The 17,210-nt window shown below is 69.3% G+C and carries 19 protein-coding genes; 9 read left to right on the top strand and 10 right to left on the bottom strand.

Going from position 1 to position 17,210, the window contains the following annotated elements:
* The first annotated feature begins 11 nt into the window (after positions 1-11).
* Both ndk and AX685_RS14105 read left to right on the top strand, forming a co-directional pair.
* Positions 12-434, top strand: a complete 423-nt coding sequence (ndk, locus tag AX685_RS14110) for a nucleoside-diphosphate kinase (RefSeq protein ID WP_066489768.1) — start codon at positions 12-14, stop codon at positions 432-434.
* A complete protein-coding gene (locus AX685_RS14105) occupies positions 434-955 on the top strand; it encodes a GNAT family N-acetyltransferase (protein WP_066489766.1) in 522 nt (173 codons plus the stop codon). Before ndk ends, AX685_RS14105 begins: the two co-directional genes overlap by 1 nt.
* Before the next feature lie 3 nt (positions 956-958).
* Here AX685_RS14105 and AX685_RS14100 read toward each other — a convergent pair whose 3' ends face one another.
* The 4 genes from AX685_RS14100 to purM are packed head-to-tail and all read right to left on the bottom strand — an operon-like array spanning position 959 to position 3,616.
* Positions 959-1,588: a hypothetical protein gene (locus AX685_RS14100; RefSeq protein ID WP_066489763.1), complete on the bottom strand. Its 630-nt coding sequence runs from the start codon at positions 1,586-1,588 to the stop codon at positions 959-961.
* Complete coding sequence (locus tag AX685_RS14095; protein WP_066489761.1) at positions 1,585-1,947, bottom strand: MmcQ/YjbR family DNA-binding protein; 363 nt, start codon at positions 1,945-1,947, stop codon at positions 1,585-1,587. The genes AX685_RS14100 and AX685_RS14095 overlap by 4 nt, the downstream gene beginning before the upstream one ends.
* Positions 1,944-2,516 (bottom strand): phosphoribosylglycinamide formyltransferase, encoded by a 573-nt coding sequence (gene purN / locus AX685_RS14090; RefSeq protein ID WP_066489796.1) that lies wholly within the window; start codon positions 2,514-2,516, stop codon positions 1,944-1,946. The genes AX685_RS14095 and purN overlap by 4 nt, the downstream gene beginning before the upstream one ends.
* On the bottom strand, positions 2,513-3,616 hold the full coding sequence (gene purM, locus AX685_RS14085; RefSeq protein ID WP_066489760.1) for a phosphoribosylformylglycinamidine cyclo-ligase: 1,104 nt from the start codon (positions 3,614-3,616) through the stop codon (positions 2,513-2,515). Before purM ends, purN begins: the two co-directional genes overlap by 4 nt.
* A 64-nt stretch (positions 3,617-3,680) precedes the next feature.
* Here purM and AX685_RS14080 point away from each other — a divergent pair, with 64 nt between their 5' ends.
* From AX685_RS14080 to AX685_RS14065, 4 genes are read left to right on the top strand one after another with little or no spacing between them, the layout of a single operon-like run.
* Positions 3,681-4,916: a hypothetical protein gene (locus tag AX685_RS14080; protein WP_066489759.1), complete on the top strand. Its 1,236-nt coding sequence runs from the start codon at positions 3,681-3,683 to the stop codon at positions 4,914-4,916.
* Positions 4,913-5,536 (top strand): HdaA/DnaA family protein, encoded by a 624-nt coding sequence (locus tag AX685_RS14075; RefSeq protein WP_066489758.1) that lies wholly within the window; start codon positions 4,913-4,915, stop codon positions 5,534-5,536. The genes AX685_RS14080 and AX685_RS14075 overlap by 4 nt, the downstream gene beginning before the upstream one ends.
* A 14-nt stretch (positions 5,537-5,550) precedes the next feature.
* Complete coding sequence (locus AX685_RS14070; RefSeq protein WP_231738888.1) at positions 5,551-7,722, top strand: RNA degradosome polyphosphate kinase; 2,172 nt, start codon at positions 5,551-5,553, stop codon at positions 7,720-7,722.
* A 10-nt stretch (positions 7,723-7,732) separates the two neighbouring features.
* Entirely contained in the window at positions 7,733-9,232 is a 1,500-nt protein-coding gene (locus AX685_RS14065; RefSeq protein ID WP_082740977.1) for a Ppx/GppA family phosphatase, read from the top strand.
* A 67-nt stretch (positions 9,233-9,299) separates the two neighbouring features.
* On the opposite strand, the gene AX685_RS14060 is transcribed toward AX685_RS14065, so the two are convergent.
* Positions 9,300-9,623: an I78 family peptidase inhibitor gene (locus AX685_RS14060; RefSeq protein WP_066489755.1), complete on the bottom strand. Its 324-nt coding sequence runs from the start codon at positions 9,621-9,623 to the stop codon at positions 9,300-9,302.
* Positions 9,620-10,798 carry a ribonuclease D gene (rnd, locus tag AX685_RS14055; protein WP_082740980.1) on the bottom strand — a complete coding sequence of 393 codons (1,179 nt, stop codon included), beginning with the start codon at positions 10,796-10,798 and terminating at the stop codon, positions 9,620-9,622. Before rnd ends, AX685_RS14060 begins: the two co-directional genes overlap by 4 nt.
* 178 nt (positions 10,799-10,976) lie before the next feature.
* Between rnd and aspS the strand changes: the two genes are divergently transcribed.
* Positions 10,977-12,773, top strand: coding sequence for an aspartate--tRNA ligase (gene aspS / locus AX685_RS14050; RefSeq protein WP_066489752.1), 1,797 nt, complete (start codon positions 10,977-10,979; stop codon positions 12,771-12,773).
* A 74-nt stretch (positions 12,774-12,847) separates the two neighbouring features.
* Here aspS and AX685_RS14045 read toward each other — a convergent pair whose 3' ends face one another.
* The gene (locus AX685_RS14045; protein ID WP_066489751.1) at positions 12,848-13,477 is read right to left on the bottom strand and encodes a carbonic anhydrase; all 630 of its coding nucleotides are present in this window, start codon (positions 13,475-13,477) and stop codon (positions 12,848-12,850) included.
* Between the two features lie 53 nt (positions 13,478-13,530).
* Between AX685_RS14045 and lipA the strand changes: the two genes are divergently transcribed.
* Complete coding sequence (gene lipA, locus AX685_RS14040) at positions 13,531-14,454, top strand: lipoyl synthase (protein WP_066489750.1); 924 nt, start codon at positions 13,531-13,533, stop codon at positions 14,452-14,454.
* The gene (locus AX685_RS14035) at positions 14,438-14,881 is read left to right on the top strand and encodes a type II toxin-antitoxin system RatA family toxin (RefSeq protein WP_066489749.1); all 444 of its coding nucleotides are present in this window, start codon (positions 14,438-14,440) and stop codon (positions 14,879-14,881) included. The genes lipA and AX685_RS14035 overlap by 17 nt, the downstream gene beginning before the upstream one ends.
* A 64-nt stretch (positions 14,882-14,945) precedes the next feature.
* Here AX685_RS14035 and AX685_RS14030 read toward each other — a convergent pair whose 3' ends face one another.
* The 3 genes from AX685_RS14030 to AX685_RS14020 are packed head-to-tail and all read right to left on the bottom strand — an operon-like array spanning position 14,946 to position 17,124.
* The gene (locus tag AX685_RS14030) at positions 14,946-15,497 is read right to left on the bottom strand and encodes a CinA family protein (protein WP_066489748.1); all 552 of its coding nucleotides are present in this window, start codon (positions 15,495-15,497) and stop codon (positions 14,946-14,948) included.
* On the bottom strand, positions 15,473-16,000 hold the full coding sequence (locus tag AX685_RS14025; protein ID WP_176484881.1) for a hypothetical protein: 528 nt from the start codon (positions 15,998-16,000) through the stop codon (positions 15,473-15,475). Before AX685_RS14025 ends, AX685_RS14030 begins: the two co-directional genes overlap by 25 nt.
* Complete coding sequence (locus AX685_RS14020) at positions 15,997-17,124, bottom strand: bifunctional 2-C-methyl-D-erythritol 4-phosphate cytidylyltransferase/2-C-methyl-D-erythritol 2,4-cyclodiphosphate synthase (protein WP_066489744.1); 1,128 nt, start codon at positions 17,122-17,124, stop codon at positions 15,997-15,999. The genes AX685_RS14025 and AX685_RS14020 overlap by 4 nt, the downstream gene beginning before the upstream one ends.
* Between the last annotated feature and the right edge of the window lie 86 nt (positions 17,125-17,210).

Below are 17,210 nucleotides of genomic sequence, written 5' to 3'. Positions count from 1 at the left end.
CCGTGACCGTCATGGCCGCGAACCGTACCTTTTCGATCATCAAGCCCGACGCCACGCGCCGCAACCTGACCGGCGCGGTCACCAAGATGCTGGAGGAAGCCGGCCTGCGCGTCGTCGCCTCCAAGCGGATCCAGATGACGAAGGAGCAGGCCGAGGGCTTCTACGCGGTCCACAAGGAGCGCCCGTTCTTCAACGATCTGGTCGCGTTCATGACCTCCGGCCCGGTCGTCGTGCAGGTGCTGGAAGGCGAGAACGCGATGCAGCGCAACCGCGACATCATGGGTGCCACCAATCCGGAAAACGCCGCGCCGGGCACGATCCGCAAGGAACTGGCCGAATCGATCGAGGCGAACACCGTCCACGGTTCGGATTCGGACGAGAATGCCGCGATCGAGATCGCGTACTTCTTCAAGCCCGAAGAGATCGTCGGCTGATGACCGCCTGGCGGCTGCGGCGTGCGTCGGTGGACGATGCCGCCGCCGTCGCGCTGGTCGCACGCGCCAGCTTTCTGGATACCTTCGCCGGCGTGCTGTCGGGCGCGGACATCCTGGCGCATCTCGACGGCAAGAGCCGGCCCGAACAGTTCGCGGCGTGGAGTACCGATCCCGCCGCGGTGCTGACGCTCGCCGAACATGCCGTCGGCGCCGCCCCGGTCGGCTATTCGCTGCTCACCCCGCCGGACGAAGTGGGCGAAACCGGCCCCGGCGATATCGAGCTGCGTCGCATCTACACGCTGTCGGCCGCGCGCGGCACCGGGCTGGGCGCTGCGCTGATGGCGCAGGCGATCGCCGATGGACGCGCGCTGGGTGCGCGCCGGATGTGGCTGGGGGTGTTCGCCGGCAATGCCCGCGCCCGCGCCTTCTACGAACGACAGGGCTTCGCCGTCGCCGCCGAACGCCGTTTCAAGGTCGGCGTGACGTGGTGCGACGATCGCATCTACGCCCGCGACCTGTAAGCCCTACGGTGCAAGCCGCGCCCAGGCCGCATCCAGCGTCGCCTGGTCGCCGCCGCGCTGGCGAAGTCGCAGACCGTCCAGCTTGAGCACCCGGCCGCGCAGGAGCCGTCCTTCCGTCCGCCACACCACATCATAGGTGTCGGTGGCGACGCGCGGGGTGTCCCCGTCGAAGTAGCGGACGGTCACCAGCACCGGCAGCCGCCCCGACCGGCGGTCGTCACCCTTGTCGGTCGCCGCCAGCAGCGCGCCGGCGAACCAGTCCGCGTCGATCTGCGGATCGCCCGCCGGTCGCTGCGCCGGGATGCCCAGCGTCCGCGGGAAGACGATGCGCGCCTCGCTCAATTCGTGCCGCTCGTCCTTCAGCGCCAGCACCCGGCCGCCGTCCTCGACGCTCGCCGACAGGTCGACGCGGCCACGCTCGCGCGCGGCCGCGCGTTGTTCGGCGATCTTCTCTGCCTGCTCCGCGCGCTTGTCGCTCCAGCTCAGCCACAATGTCAGGGCGCCGATCAGCAGCCCGGCGACCGCCACCACTTCCGCCAGCGTCACCCAGCGCCGCCGCGTCGCGGCGGCTTCCCGCCGTTCCTCGCGCGTTTCCGGCGGCGTGTCGGGTGAGGGCTCGGCGCCGTCGCTCACCGCCCGCCGGCCTCCAGCAGTCGCCCCGGCGCGGCCAGTTCCCAACTGCGCGCGATCCGGTCCTCTACCAGCGTCCAGTCGACGTCCGCCGTGGCCACGTTCACCGAGACCCAGCCCGCGGGCCCCAGATAAGCCGGGCGCGAATAGGTTTCCGGCGCCGCGTCGATCAGCATCGCCTGTTCGTCCGCGCCGCTGGTGCGCACGCACACCACCGTCCGTCCGTCGCCGTGGTGATTGTCGCGAAACTGCGCGAACTGCTTGCCCGCAACGAAGAACGTCGGCTGCCCGTGGCTCACCCGCTCCTCGACCTCCGGGAGCAGCAGCGCGGCGGCGCGGATCCGGTCGAGGGCGTCGGTCATCGGCGTACCATGTCCGCCAGAACGGCGGGATACAACCGGTGTTCCGCCGCCAGCACGCGCTCTGCCAGCGTGTCGGGCGTGTCGCCGGGCAGGATCGGCACGCGCGCCTGGCGCAGCACCTCGCCCCCGTCCAGCTCCTCGGTCACCAGATGGACCGAACAGCCCGCCTCGGCATCGCCGGCCGCGATCGCGCGCGCATGCGTGTCCAGCCCCTTGTACTTCGGCAATAGCGAGGGGTGGATGTTGACGATCCGCCCGCGCCAGCGCGCGACGAAATCGTCCGACAGCAGCCGCATGTAACCGGCCAGCGCGATCCATTCCGCCCCGGCCTCACGCAACGCCGCGTCCAGCGCCGCTTCATAGGCCTGTTTGCCGATTCCCCTTGGCGACAGCGCGAAGGTCGGCAGCCCCGCCTGCAACGCCCAGGCGAGCCCCGCCGCCTCCGGTTTGTCCGAAGCGACGACGACGATCTCATAGGCATCGCCGGCATGGGCGGCGAGCGCCTGCATGTTCGATCCCCGGCCGGAGATCAGCACCGCGACCTTCGCCAGGGCCGGGGCGCCGGTCATGCGCCGTGCGTCGCGGTCCAGTCGGCCCGCGCGCTCCATGTCTCGGTGCTGCCGGTCACGGTGCAGCCGCGCGCGCCCGCCTCGATCCGGCCGATCGTGAAGACGGTCTCGCCGGCGGCGATCAGTTCCTCCGCCACCGCATCCGCGGCATCGGCGGCGACGATCGCGACCATTCCGATGCCGCAGTTGAACGTGCGCGCCATCTCCTCCGGCTCGATCCCGCCCTGCGCCTGCAGGAACGCCATCAGCCGCGGCTGTTCCCACGCATCGGCATCGACCACCGCATGCGCCTCGCGCGGCAGCACGCGCGGGATGTTCTCCAGCAGGCCGCCGCCGGTGATATGCGCCAGCCCCTTGATCCGATGCGCCTTCAGCAGCGGCAGCAGGCTTTTGACGTAGATACGCGTCGGCGCCATCAGGTGATCGATCAGCAGCCTGTCCTGATCGAACAGCGCGGGGCGATCGAGCTTCCATCCCTTGTCCGCGGCCAGCCGCCGGACCAGCGAGAAGCCGTTGGAATGCACCCCCGACGACGCCAGCCCCAGGATCACGTCGCCCGCGCCGATCGCCGCGCCGGTCAGCACGTCGCTGCGCTCCACCGCGCCGACGCAGAAGCCGGCCAGATCGTAGTCACCGGCGGCATACATGCCCGGCATCTCCGCGGTTTCCCCGCCGATCAGCGCGCAACCCGCGATCCGGCACCCTTCGGCGATCGATGCGACGACGCTCTCCGCAACGGCATTGTCGAGTTTCCCCGTCGCGTAATAATCCAGGAAGAACAGCGGCTCGGCGCCCTGAACGATCAGGTCGTTGGCGCACATCGCGACCAGGTCGATGCCCACCCCGGCATGGCGATCCCATTCGATCGCGAGTTTCAGCTTGGTGCCCACGCCGTCGTTGGCCGCGACCAGCAGCGGATCGGTGAACCCCGCCGCCTTCAGATCGAAGAAGCCGCCGAACCCGCCCAGATCGGCGTCGGCGCCCGGCCGCCGCGTCGCGCGCGCCAACGGCGCGATCGCGCGGACCAGCGCGTTGCTGGTGGCGATCGACACGCCCGCGCTCTCATAGGTGTAGGGCTCGTTGCGTCCTTCGGTGCTCATGGCGGATGCGCCTAGACATATCGCGCTTGGATTTCCACGCCTGCTTCGCCAAAAGACGCGCAACATGCGTGTCCGTCTTCCTGTCGCCCTGGCCTCGGCCGTTGCGGTCGCCGCGCTGGGCGCCGTTGCCGTCGTGGCGCAGATCGACGGTGCCGATCGCGGCGTCGCGGCGGTCGACAGCTCCAACGATTTCGAAGTCGCCGGCATCACCGTCGATACCAGCGGCCCCAATGCGGAGGCCGCGCGGCTCGCCGGCTGGCGCGAGGCGCAACGCAAGGCGTTCGTCCAGCTGTCGCAGCGGCTGGGCGCGGGCGGCGGCGGCGCGACCGACGGCACGCTCGATTCGATCGTCTCGGCGATCGTCGTCGATCGCGAACAGATCGGGCCGAATCGCTACATCGCGCGACTCGGCGTGCTGTTCGATCGCGCGCGCACCTCGGCGCTGCTGGGCGTTTCCGCCTTCGTCAGCCGCTCGCCACCGTTCGTCGTCGTCCCGGTGCAATGGTCGACCGGCGTGGGCACCACGTTCGAACAGCGCACCGTCTGGCAGGAGGCATGGGCACGGTTCCGCACCGGCGGCAGCACCATCGACTATATCCGCCCGGCCGGCACCGGCCCGGACCCGTTGCTGCTCGACGTCGGGCAAACGCAGCGGCCCGACCGCGCGTGGTGGCGCGCGGTGATCGACCAATATGGCGGCAGCGACGTGCTGATCCCCACGGTCCGCCTGTACCGCCAATGGCCCGGCGGCCCGGTGGTGGGCGTGTTCGAGGCGCGCTACGGCCCCGACAACCGCCTGCTGCGCACCTTCACGCTGCGCGTCGGCAAGGCCGCGGGGCTGCCCGCGCTGCTCGACGAAGGCGTGCGGCGGATGGACGCGGCCTATCAGGAGGGGCTGCGCGGCGGCTATCTGCGCGCCGACAGCGGCCTCAATCCGATCATGCCGGTGGCGACGCCGACGCCCGGGCAGACGGTCGACGACCTGCTCGACACGCTCGCCCCGGCGACGCCGTCCACCAATATCACCGTCCAGTTCGATACCCCCGATGCCGGCGCGGTGACCGGCGGGGAGGCGGCGATGCGCGGCGTGCCGGGCGTCGCCAGCGCCTCCACCACCAGCCTGGCGCTGGGCGGCGTGTCGCTGATGACGGTCGGCTATGCCGGCACGCCCGATGCCTTCCGCGCCGCGCTGGAGGCGCGCGGCTGGCAGGTGTTCGGCAACGGCACCACGATCCGCATCCGCCGCGCACCGCAATTGCTGCCCCCCGACGTGCGCGCGCTGGGATCGCCCACCGGATGAGCCAGATCGCGCTGCCGCTGGCATGGCAACCCGACGCGCGCGATGCCGAGTTTCTCGTCAGCCCTTCCAATGCGGTCGCCGTCGCGATGCTCGAACGCTGGGCGACCTGGCCGGTGCGCACCGCGGTGCTCGCCGGGCCGCCGCGGTCGGGACGCTCGCTGCTGGGCCGGATCTTCGCCGCGCGCGCGGGCGCGCAGGTGATCGACGATGCCCATCGCGAGCCGGAGGAGGCGTTGTTCCACGCCTGGAACCGCGCGCAGGAGGCGGGCCGGCCGCTGCTGCTGATCGCCGACGACGCGCCGCCGGCATGGCAGGTGGCGCTGCCCGACCTGCGCTCGCGGCTTCATGCCAGCCCCACCGCCACGATCGCGCCGCCCGACGACGCGCTGATGACCGCCCTGTTCGAACACGGCTTCGCGCAGCGGCGGCTGGACGCGCGGGCCGATCTGATCGCCTGGCTGGTCGCCCGGGTGGAGCGTCGTCACGCTTCTGTCATCGACGCGATGGATAGGCTGGACAGCGCGGCGCTGGCGGGCCGCCGGCGCTTGTCCATCCCGCTGGCGCGTGAAACCCTGCACGCGGTGCCCGCCTTCACCGACCGGAGCGACGAGACGACATGACCCGAACGCCCAAGATGGCGCGCCTCGATGCCGACGACGCGCTGGACGATCCGTTCCGCGATCGCGACGGCGGTCGCTATTTCAACCGCGAACTGTCGTGGCTGGCGTTCAACCGCCGCGTCCTGGACGAAGCGTGCAACCGCGCGCACCCGCTGCTGGAACGGCTGCGCTTCCTGGCGATCTCCGGCGGGAACCTCGACGAATTCTTCATGGTGCGCGTCGCAGGGTTGAAGGGGCAGCAGATCCAGGACGTCGACGCACGTTCCGCCGACGGCCTCACCCCGGCGCAGCAGCTGTCCGCGATCGTCGCCGAAGCGGATGCGCTGATGGCCAGCCAGCAATCGGTGTGGCGCGACATCCGCGCCGAGATGGCGGAGGCCGGGATCCGCGTCCCCGGCCACCGCTCGCTCGACAGCGCGCTGGATGCCGAGCAGCTGGCATGGCTCGAAACGCATTTCCGCGAACAGCTGTTTCCCGTCATCACGCCCCAGGCGCTCGACCCGGCGCATCCGTTCCCGTTCCTCCCGAACAAGGGGATGGCGGTGATGTTCGATCTGGTCCGCCGCTCGGACAAGGAACCGATCCGCGAACTGGTGATGCTCCCCGCCGCGATGCCGCGCTTCGTCCGGCTGCCGGGGGAGGGGGCGTGCTACATTGCGGTGGAATCGGTGCTCAAGCGGTTCTCCGGCACGCTGTTCCCCGGGTACGACGTGCTGGGCGCCGCCGAGTTCCGCGTCCTGCGCGACAGCGATATCGAAATCGAGGAGGAAGCGGAGGACCTGGTCCGTTATTTCGCCAACGCCATCAAGCGGCGCCGGCGCGGGCGGGTGATCCGGATGGAGCTGGAAACCGGGATGCCCGAGCCGCTGGCCGCGGTGCTGCGCGACGAACTGGGCGGTTCCGACGCGATCGTCACCGAAACCGGCTCGCTGCTCGGCATCGGCGATCTGGCGCTGCTCGCGGATGAGGATCGCCCGGACCTGAAGTTCGTGCCCTTCACCCCGCGTTTCCCGGAGCGTATCCGCGAATTCGGCGGCGACTGTTTCGCCGCGATCCGCGCCAAGGACATCGTCGTCCACCATCCGTATGAGACGTTCGACGTCGTGCTGGCCTTCCTGAAACAGGCTGCGAACGATCCCGACGTCGTCGCGATCAAGCAGACCCTGTATCGCGCGGGCAAGCAGTCGGCGGTCATCAACGCGCTGATCGCCGCGGCGGAAAACGGCAAGGCGGTGACCGCCGTCGTGGAACTGAAGGCGCGTTTCGACGAGGAACAGAACCTGCAATGGGCCAGCGCGCTGGAGCGTGCCGGTGTACAGGTGGTGTACGGCTTCATCGACTGGAAAACCCATGCGAAGGTCGCGATGGTCGTCCGGCGCGAGGGCGGGGTGTTCCGCAGCTACTGCCACTTCGGCACCGGCAACTACCACCCGGTCACCGCGCGCATCTACACCGACCTCAGCTTCTTCACCGCCGATCCCGCGATCGGGCGCGATGCGGCGCGGATGTTCAACTACATCACCGGCTATGTCGAGCCGGAGGACATGGAGACGGTCGTCCTCAGCCCGCGCTCGCTGCGCAAGAAGCTGATGGCCTGTATCGACGCCGAGATCGCCAATGCCCGCGCCGGTCGCCCCGCCGCCATCTGGGCCAAGATGAACTCGCTGGTCGATCCCACGATCATCGAGAAACTGTACGAGGCGAGTGGCGCGGGGGTGGAGATCGAGCTGATCGTGCGCGGCATCTGCTGCCTGAAACCGCGCGTGCCGGGCATGTCGGACAATATCCGCGTCACCTCGGTCGTCGGCCGCTTCCTGGAGCACAGCCGCATCGCGGTGTTCGGCAACGGCGCGGCGCTGCCCAACGACGGTGCGCTGGTCTACATCTCCTCGGCCGACTGGATGCCGCGCAACTTCGACCGCCGCGTCGAATATATGCTGCCGATCGAGAATGAGACGGTGCACGACCAGATCCTCGATCAGGTGATGGTCGCCAATCTCATCGACAACGAACAGAGCTGGGATCTGCAATCCGACGGCAGCTATGTGCGGATCCAGCCGCCCGCCGATGCCAAGGGGTTCAACCTGCACCGCTATTTCATGGTCAACCCGTCGCTGTCCGGCCGCGGCGCCGCGCTGGAGGCGGGGGTCGAGGTGCCGACGCTTTCGCTGCGCCGCCGGTCGTAGGCTGCCGGGAATGTCGCTGCCGCTGTCGCCGCGCCGCATCATGTCCGCCATCACCGGCGCGGACGAGGAGCCGCGTACCGCGATCATCGATATCGGATCGAATTCGATCCGCCTCGTCGTCTATCAAGGGCCGCCGCGGCTGCCCGCGACGCTGTTCAACGAAAAGGTGCTGGCTGGCCTTGGCCGCAGCCTGGCGGCATCGGGTAAGATCGACGAACAGGCGATGGCGATGGCCGCCACCGCGCTGCACCGCTTCGCCGCGCTCGCCCGCGAAATGGCGGTCGGCAGCATCCGCACCGTCGCCACCGCGGCGGTGCGCGACGCCAGCAACGGCGCGGCACTGATCGCGATCGCCGAAGCCGCCGGCCTCACCGTCGAGATCCTGCCGGGCGAGGAGGAGGCCCGCGCCGCGGGTATGGGCGTGCTGTCGGGCATTCCCGACGCCGACGGGATCGTCGGCGACCTGGGCGGCGGCAGCCTGGAACTGGTGCGGGTGAAAAACGGCGAGCTGTTGCAGCGCACGTCCTTCCCGCTCGGCGTCCTGCGGATCGGGCCGCTGCGCGAAAAGGGCAAGCTCGCCGGCCATGTCCAGAAACTGCTGGCGCAGCATGGCTGGATCGGCGCAGGGAAGGGCCTGCCGCTCTATCTGGTCGGCGGGTCGTGGCGCGCGCTCGCGCGGCTCGACATGGAGGCGACCCGCTACCCGCTGCCCGTCATCCACCAATATGCTATGCCCCCCGCCACCATCGCACGGCTGCGGCGCACGCTGGCGCATGTCGGCAAGGCGCGGCTGAAGGCGATCCCGGGCCTGTCGTCGGGCCGCATCCCGACCCTGCTCGATGCCGCCGGACTGCTGTCGGCCTTGCTCGACCAGTTGCGCAGCAGCGGGACGGTGGTGTCCGCCTACGGCCTGCGCGAGGGGTTGCTCTACGCCGCGCTGCCCGACGACGTGCGGGCGCAGGATCCGCTGATCGTCGCCGCGCGGGACGAAGGCCGCCGCAGCGGGCGCTTTCCCGAACACGGCGACCTGCTCGCGCAGTGGATCGCCCCGCTGTTCGGTGACGACAGCGCCGCCGACGCGCGCATCCGCATCGCCGCGTGCCAGCTGGCCGACGTGGGCTGGCGCGCCAACCCCGAATTCCGCGCCGAACGCGGGCTGGAAATCGCGATCCACGGCAATTGGGTGGGGATCGACGGGCGCGGACGCGGGATGCTGGGGCAGGCGCTGTGGACCAGCCTGGGCGGCGACCTCACCAGCCCGGCGCCGCTTCCCGGACTGGCGGGGGAGGCCGACCTGCGCCGTGCGATGCGCTGGGGGCTGGCGATGCGGCTCGGCCAGCGGCTCAGCGGCGGTATCGCCGGCCCGCTGGAACGCTCGTCGCTGGCGCTCGACGGATCACGGCTGCGACTGCGCCTCGCCGATGACGATGCCGCGCTGTACGGAGAGGCCGTCCAGAAACGCCACCGTGCGCTGTCGGCGCTGATGGGGCACGAACCCAGCCTGGCATAGCGGCCATAGCGGCGCGGCGAATACAGGAACCGCCCCGGCATGGTGCCGGGGCGTATTCCCGCCCCGCTTACCCGCAGGTCAGCTTGACGATCACCCCACCGGCATCGGTTTCGACGTTCAGCCGGTCGGCTCGAAAATCCATCGTCAGGATCGCGCCGGTAACATAGCGCCGCACCGATCGCGCACCGGACAGGCGCTTCGCCTTATCGGCCACCGCGTCCGCCCGCTGCCCGATCAGCGCCTGTGCCGGGTTGGCGTCGCATTTCGCACCCGGCACCTCGGCCACCGCGCTGCCGGGCGCGGGTGAGGTCGAGGCGGGGCCGCCGCCCTGCTGCTGCGCACAGGCGGCCAGCGCCGGCAGCGCCGCCACCGCGATAACCGCGCGCATCATGCCGCCACCCCCTCGGTCCGCGTCATCTTCAGCTTGCCGCCCTGCACCGCGAAGCCCAGCCGGCCCTCGACCAGTTCCAGCGCGTCATGCCCGAACTGGTCGTAGCGCCAGCCCTCCAGGATCTGCAGGCCCTTGCGCTGCCCGGCGGCCAGCGCCTCCAGCTCCTCGCCACGCGCCAGCAGCCGCGGCGCGACGTCGATGTCGCGCGCGCGGATCTTCAGCAGCAGCTTCAGCAGGTCGGCGACCAGCGCCCCCTCGCGCCCGAGGCCCGGCTTGCGGTCGTCGCGCGGCGGCAGTTCGTCGTCGGACAGCGGGCGCGCGCCCTCGATCGCCGCGATCAGCCGCGCACCGATATCGTTCGACGCCCAGGTCTGCGACAGCCCGCGCACCTTCGCCAGATCGGCCTGCTTGCGCGGCGGATGGCCGGCCAGGTCGGCGATCGTCTCGTCCTTGACGATGCGGCCGCGCGGCAGATCCTTGGCCTGCGCCTCCAGTTCGCGCCAGCGCGCGATCGCCTTCAGCCGGCCCAGCACGTCGGGCTTGCGGCTGGCGACGCGCACGCGCTTCCACGCCAGGTCGGGGTCGTTGGCGTAATTGGCCGGATCGGCCAGCCGCTCCATCTCCTGGTCCAGCCACGCGCCGCGCCCGGTCTTCTTCAGCCGCTCCAGCATCTTGGGGAAGATCGCCGACAGATGCGTGACGTCGCCGATGGCATACTCGATCTGCCGCGCGTCCAGCGGGCGGCGCGCCCAGTCGGTGAAGCGCGCGCCCTTGTCGACCTGGATGCCCAGCCAGCTGTCGACCAGGTTGGAATAGCCGATCTGCTCGCCCTGACCCAGCGCCATCGCCGCCACCTGCGTATCGAACAGCGGGTGCGGGGTCTTGCCGGTCAGGTTGTAGATGATCTCGATGTCCTGCCCGCCGGCGTGGAACACCTTCAGCACGTCCTCATTGCCGGTCAGCAGCGCCAGCAGCGGCGACAGGTCCAGCCCTGGCGCCATCGGGTCGATCGCCGCCGCCTCCTCGGTATCCGCGATCTGGATCAGGCACAGCTCGGGATAATAGGTGCTCTCGCGCATGAACTCGGTGTCGACCGTCACGAACGGGGCGTCGGAAAGGCGGGCGCAAAGGTTGGCGAGCGTCGCGCTGTCGGTGATGAGGGGATGAACATGCATAAGGACGACGCCCATATACCCGTGCGCGCGGGTTGACAAAGAGGGTTCGGACGGGGGAGGGGCGCGCTGTATCCCAATTCCGTCACCCCAGCGCAGGCTGGGGTCTCATGCCGCGAGCGGGCGCTTGCCGCCGGAGACCCCAGCTTTCGCTGGGGTGACGTACACTCAGAGAAAACCCATGCACGCCTATCGCACCCATCATTGCGCCGCGCTCACCGCCTCCGATGCGGGCGCCAGCGTCCGCCTGTCGGGCTGGGTCCATCGCAAGCGCGATCACGGCGGCGTGCTGTTCGTCGACCTGCGCGACCATTACGGGATTACCCAGATCGTCGCGGACAGCGATTCGCCCGCGCTGGCGCTGCTCGATGGCTTGCGCGTCGAATCGGTCGTGACGATCGACGGCACGGTGAAGCTGCGCTCGGAAGCGACCGTGAACCCCAACCTGCCGACCGGCGCGATCGAGGTCTATGCCCGCGCCGCGACGGTGCAGAGCGCCGCGGCGGAACTGCCGATGCCGGTGTTCGGCGATGCCGAATATCCCGAGGAGATCCGCCTCAGGAACCGCTTCCTCGACCTGCGCCGGGAAAAGCTGCACGCCAACATCATGCTGCGCTCGGCGGTCATCGCCTCGCTGCGCCGCCGGATGATCGACCAGGGCTTCACCGAATTTCAGACCCCGATCCTGACCGCGTCCTCGCCGGAGGGCGCGCGCGACTATCTGGTGCCCAGCCGCGTCCATCCGGGGAAGTTCTACGCGCTGCCGCAGGCGCCGCAGATGTTCAAGCAGCTGCTGATGGTCGCCGGCTTCGACCGCTATTTTCAGATCGCACCCTGTTTCCGCGACGAGGATGCGCGCGCCGACCGCTCGCCCGGCGAATTCTACCAGCTCGATTTCGAGATGAGCTTCGTCACGCAGGACGACGTCTTCGCCGCGATCGAGCCGGTGCTGCACGGCGTGTTCGAGGAATTCGCCGACTGGCAGGGGAAGGGCCGCACCGTCAGCCCGCTGCCGTTCAAGCGCATCCCGTACCGCGAATCGATGCTGAAATACGGCAACGACAAGCCCGACCTGCGCAACCCGATCCTCATCAGCGACGTCAGCGCGCAGTTCGCCGGTTCCGGCTTCGGCCGCTTCGCCTCGATCGTGGAGGCGGGCGACGTCGTGCGCGCCATCCCCGCGCCGGGCACCGCCGACAAGAGCCGCAAGTTCTTCGACGACATGAACGCCTGGGCGCAGTCGGAAGGGTTCGCGGGCCTCGGCTATGCCACGCGCAAGGGCGGCGAATGGGGCGGCCCGATCGCCAAGAACCATGGCGAGGACAAGATGTCCGCGATGGCCGACGCGCTCGGCCTCGGCCCCGACGACGGGCTGTTCTTCGCCGCCGGCCCCGTCGCGCAAGCGACGAAACTGGCCGGGCTGGCGCGCACCCGCGTCGCCGAACAGCTCGGGCTGATCGACCAGTCGCGGTTCGAATTCTGCTGGATCGTCGACTTCCCGATGTTCGAATATGACGAGGACGCGAAGAAGGTCGATTTCAGCCACAACCCCTTCTCGATGCCGCAGGGCGAACTGGAGGCGCTGGAGACCAAGGATCCGCTCGATATCCTCGCCTATCAGTACGATATCGTCTGCAACGGCGTAGAACTGTCGTCGGGCGCGATCCGCAACCACCGCCCTGACATCATGTACAAGGCGTTCGAGATCGCCGGCTATTCGCAGGCCGACGTCGACACGAACTTCGCCGGCATGATCAACGCCTTCAAGTTCGGCGCGCCCCCGCACGGCGGCTCGGCACCGGGCGTCGACCGCATCGTCATGCTGCTCGCCGATCAGCCGAACATCCGCGAGGTCATCGTCTTCCCGATGACGCAGAAGGCCGAAGACCTGATGATGGGCGCGCCCAGCTTCGTCAGCGCCAAGCAGCTGCGCGAACTGAACCTGCGCTCCACCGCGGAAGTGCCGAAGGGCGAGTAGATCCCTCACCCTTCCGGCGCTTCGCGCCTCCCTCCCTCTCCCGGCGGGAGAGGGAGGGGTGAGGGTGATGCGCGTTACGCCGGCTCGAACGCGCCGCTGTCCTGCAGCACGCGCAGCTTGCCGTCGGCGATCGCAAAGACCGCGCCGTGCAGCTCCAGCGTCCCGGCCTCGACCCGCTCCTTCACGAACGGGAAGGTCATCAGGTTCCTGAGCGAGGTGCGCACGCCCTCCTGCTCCAGCGCGGTCTGGCCCTCCGGGGTCTTGCCGTGCTCGGCGATCACCTTGGCGCGCGCATCGTCCAGCAGCTTGATCCACGAGGCGACGAACCCGCCTTCGCCCGGCGCCGCATCCTTCAGGTCACCCGACAGCGCTGCCTTGACGCCGCCGCACGCGCCATGGCCCAGCACCAGGATCTCGTCGACCTTCAGCACGGTGACCGCGAATTCCAGCGCCGCCGACACGCCGTGCAGCCCGCCGCCGGTCTCGAACGGCGGGACCAGGTTGGCGACGTTGCGCACCACGAAGATCTCGCCCGGACGGCTGCCGAAGATCGTCGCCGGCTCCACCCGGCTGTCGGAACAGGCGATCACCATCACGCGCGGCGACTGGCCCTCGGCCAGTTCCTTCCACCGGTCGCGTTCCTCCAGCCATTCGGTGCCGCGGAACTTGTAATAGCCGTCGATCAGATCGTGGAACTTGCTCATCCGTCAAAAACCCTTTCGTTGTCTGTTGGCGTCGGAATCGCTATCTGCGCCGCATGAACGACCTGACACCGATCAAGGCTCCCCAGCGCACCCGCAAGCCCGACTGGATCCGCGTGAAGGCGCCGACCAGCGAAGGGTTCGCCGCGACCCGCGCGCTGATGCGCGCCAAAAGCCTGACAACCGTGTGCGAGGAAGCGGCCTGCCCGAATATCGGCGAATGCTGGACCAAGAAGCACGCGACGGTGATGATCCTGGGCGACACGTGCACGCGCGCCTGCGCGTTCTGCAACGTGAAGACCGGGATGCCCCGCGCGGTCGATCCCATGGAGCCGCAGAACGTCGCCGATGCGGCGGCGCAGATGGGGCTTGAGCATATCGTCGTGACCTCCGTTGACCGCGATGACCTGCCCGACGGCGGGGCAAAGCAGTTCGTGAAGGTGATCGAGGCGATCCGCCGGACCAATCCGACGACCACGATCGAAATCCTCACGCCCGATTTCCGCAATAAGCACGAAGCCGCGGTGGAGGCCATCGTCGCCGCCCGCCCGGACGTATATAATCACAATCTGGAAACGGTGCCGCGGCTGTACCCCACGATCCGCCCCGGCGCGCGCTATTACGCCTCGATCCGCCTGCTGGAGAGCGTGAAGAAGCTCGATCCGTCGATCTTCACCAAGTCCGGCATCATGCTGGGGCTGGGCGAGGAGCGGCTGGAGGTGCACCAGGTGATGGACGACATGCGCTCCGCCGACATCGATTTCCTGACGATGGGCCAGTATCTGCAACCCACGCCGCGTCATGCGAAGGTTGCCGATTTCGTCACCCCGGCCGCGTTCGATGCCTATGCCGCGATTGCGCGGGCGAAGGGGTTCCTGCTGGTCGCCTCCTCGCCGCTGACACGGTCGAGCTATCACGCCGGGGACGATTTCGCGAAGATGAAGGCCGCGCGCGAGGCGAAGCTTGCCCAAGCACGCTGAGACACGCCGCCTGCCGTACACCCCCGAACAGATGTTCGATCTGGTCGCGGACGTGCGCCGCTACCCCGAATTCCTGCCGTGGGTCACCGCGATGCGCGTGCGGCAGGATGACGAAAGCGCCACGGTCGCCGACATGATCGTCGGGTTCAAGGGCTTGCGCGAAACCTTCACGTCGAAGGTCGGCAAGCAGCGGCCGGAGACGATCCATGTCGAATATGTCGACGGGCCGCTCAAGTACTTGCGCAACGACTGGCGCTTCTGTCCCGATGGGGAAGGGGGCTGCCTGGTCGATTTCTCGGTCGATTTCGCGTTCAAGAACCGCATGTTCGAAATGCTCGCCGGTCAGGTGTTCGGCGCCGCGCTGCGCCGCATGATCGGCGCGTTCGAGGAGCGCGCCGCCGCCCTCTACGGCAACGACCGGCGGTAGCGTTCGCGACCCTTGCCCATGGAAATGGTCGCGACCGGTCGGGGGCGCGCTCCGTCCCCGCCGGCTATTTCTCCGCGTCGGTCGGGGGCGTGTCGGGCATCAACAGGTCAAGCGCACATAGCGCGGCCTGCAACCGCACGCCGCCGCGCCCCAGATCGCCGAACATCCGCTTGTCGGCGACCACGTCGGACGGATCGGCGTCGCGCTCCGCCCGTGCGAACACGACCGTTCCGACCGGCTTTTTCTCGCTTCCGCCGCCCGGCCCGGCGACGCCGGTGATCGCGACCGCGACGTCCGCGTCGCTTTTCGCCAGCGCGCCTTGCGCCATGCTCCACGCCACCGCGATCGATACCGCGCCGAACGTGTCCAGCACGTCGCCGCTGACCCCCAACAGATGTTGCTTGGCATCGTTGGAATAGGTGACGAAGCCGGCTTCCAGCACCTCGGAGGAGCCGGGGATTTCGGTCAGCGCGGCCGCGACCAGCCCACCGGTGCAACTTTCCGCCACCGCGATGCGGCGCCCTGCGGCACGGTTCGCGTCGATGACGCGGCGCGCGGCATCAACCAGCGCGACGGGAAGGGTGGTGTCGGTCACTTCGCCTCCGGGGCCGGGCATACCGGCAGGTCGGGGATGCTCTTCTGCCGCCCCTTGGCCTTCTCGGCCTTCAGATACTGCAATGTCGCCACGACGATCCCGGCGGTATTGCGCGCCGGCAACGGCTCCAGCAAGGTTACCAGCCGGTCCAGCGTCCCGCAATCGGACGGCTGGATACGGCCCGTGATCTGCGGTGCGAAGACGGACGTCAGCATCGTTCGGGCATAATCGCTCATCAGCAGCATCTCCACCGCCGGATCGCTCAGCTTGGCGATGGCGGTGCGCGCCGCGGGCCAGGCGCGATCCGCCTCGGCATCGTATTTCGCCAGAAACGCGCCGCCAGTCCGCCGCAGCAGGCTGGACGCCGGCAGGGCGGAACAGACGCGACCGGCGTCGCGGATGATCTCGGGCAGCGCGACCAGCGCGATCGATTCCGCATCCGCGGCGCTCAGGCAACGGGTCTGCGCGACCGCCGGGCTGGCCACCAGCGACAGCGCCGCGGCGATGGCGGACAGCATCTTCATGCCGCCTGTCCCGCTGGCAGCGTCACGGTCGCCACCGCCTGCGCGGCGATCCCCTCGCCGCGGCCGGTGAAGCCCAGTCGCTCGGTCGTCGTCGCCTTCACGCTGACCCGATCGGTTGTCAGGCCCAGAAGTTCCGCGATCCGCGCCTGCATCGCGGCGCGGTGCGGGCCGATCTTGGGCGCCTCGCACATCAAGGTCAGGTCGACGAAGGTAATCCGTCCGCCCTTCGCCTCCACCAGTGCGCGCGCGTGGCGCAGGAACTGGCCGGATTCGGCGCCGCGCCATTGCGGGTCGCTGGGCGGGAAATGCGTGCCGATGTCGCCGGCCGCGATCGTGCCCAGCACCGCATCGGTGATCGCATGCAGCGCGACGTCGGCGTCGCTGTGCCCCGACAATCCCTGGTGGTGCGGGATGCGCACGCCGCCCAGCCACAATGGCTCGCCATCCTCCAGCCGGTGGACGTCGAAGCCGCTCGCGCTGCGCGTCTCGGTGCCGATGCGCGCCGCCGCGGTGGCGAAATCGGCGGGGTAGGTGATCTTCTCCAGCATCGCATCGCCCTCCACCAGCGTCACGTCATGCCCCAGTGCGCGGACCATCTGCGCATCGTCGGTCGCCTCGCCGCCGGTCCATTGCGCATGGGCACGTGCCAGCGTCTCGACCCGGAACCCCTGCGGGGTCTGGACACGGTGCAATCCGTCGCGCGGCACGACGCCGCCGTGCGCATCGACCAACGTATCCGCGACGGGCAGCACCGGAATAGCCGCTTCCGCGCTATTCAGCGCGCCCAGAACGCGGTCGATGACCGCATGCGACAGGAACGGGCGGGCCGCATCGTGGATCACGACTCGCTCCGTACCGTGCAATTTCGCCAGCCCGGCGGCGACCGACTCGCGACGCACCGCACCGCCTGCCACCCATTCGGCGTCCGGAACGGCGTTTTTCAGCAGCGTTTCGTGCTCGGGGGCGATCACCACCAGCACCTTTTCGATCGCCGGATGCGTCGACAGCGCGTCGTAACTCCACGCGATCATCGCGCGGCCCGCCACATCGGCGAACTGTTTGGGCACGGCACTGCCGCTGCGCGTGCCCGATCCGGCGGCGACGATAAGGGCGACTTGGGTCATCCCTGCGCCGCCTAGCGGTTCCGCACGCGCCTTGCCAGACCCGCTCGCTTCCCCTACCTGCCTGTTTTTAAGGCAGCTCCCCCTCG

The organism is Sphingomonas sp. CCH9-F2 (assembly GCF_001556735.1).
Lineage (GTDB): Bacteria > Pseudomonadota > Alphaproteobacteria > Sphingomonadales > Sphingomonadaceae > Sphingomonas > Sphingomonas ginsenosidimutans.
Note: the sequence above shows the minus strand (reverse complement) of the source record. Positions and strands in the feature narration are given on the sequence as shown.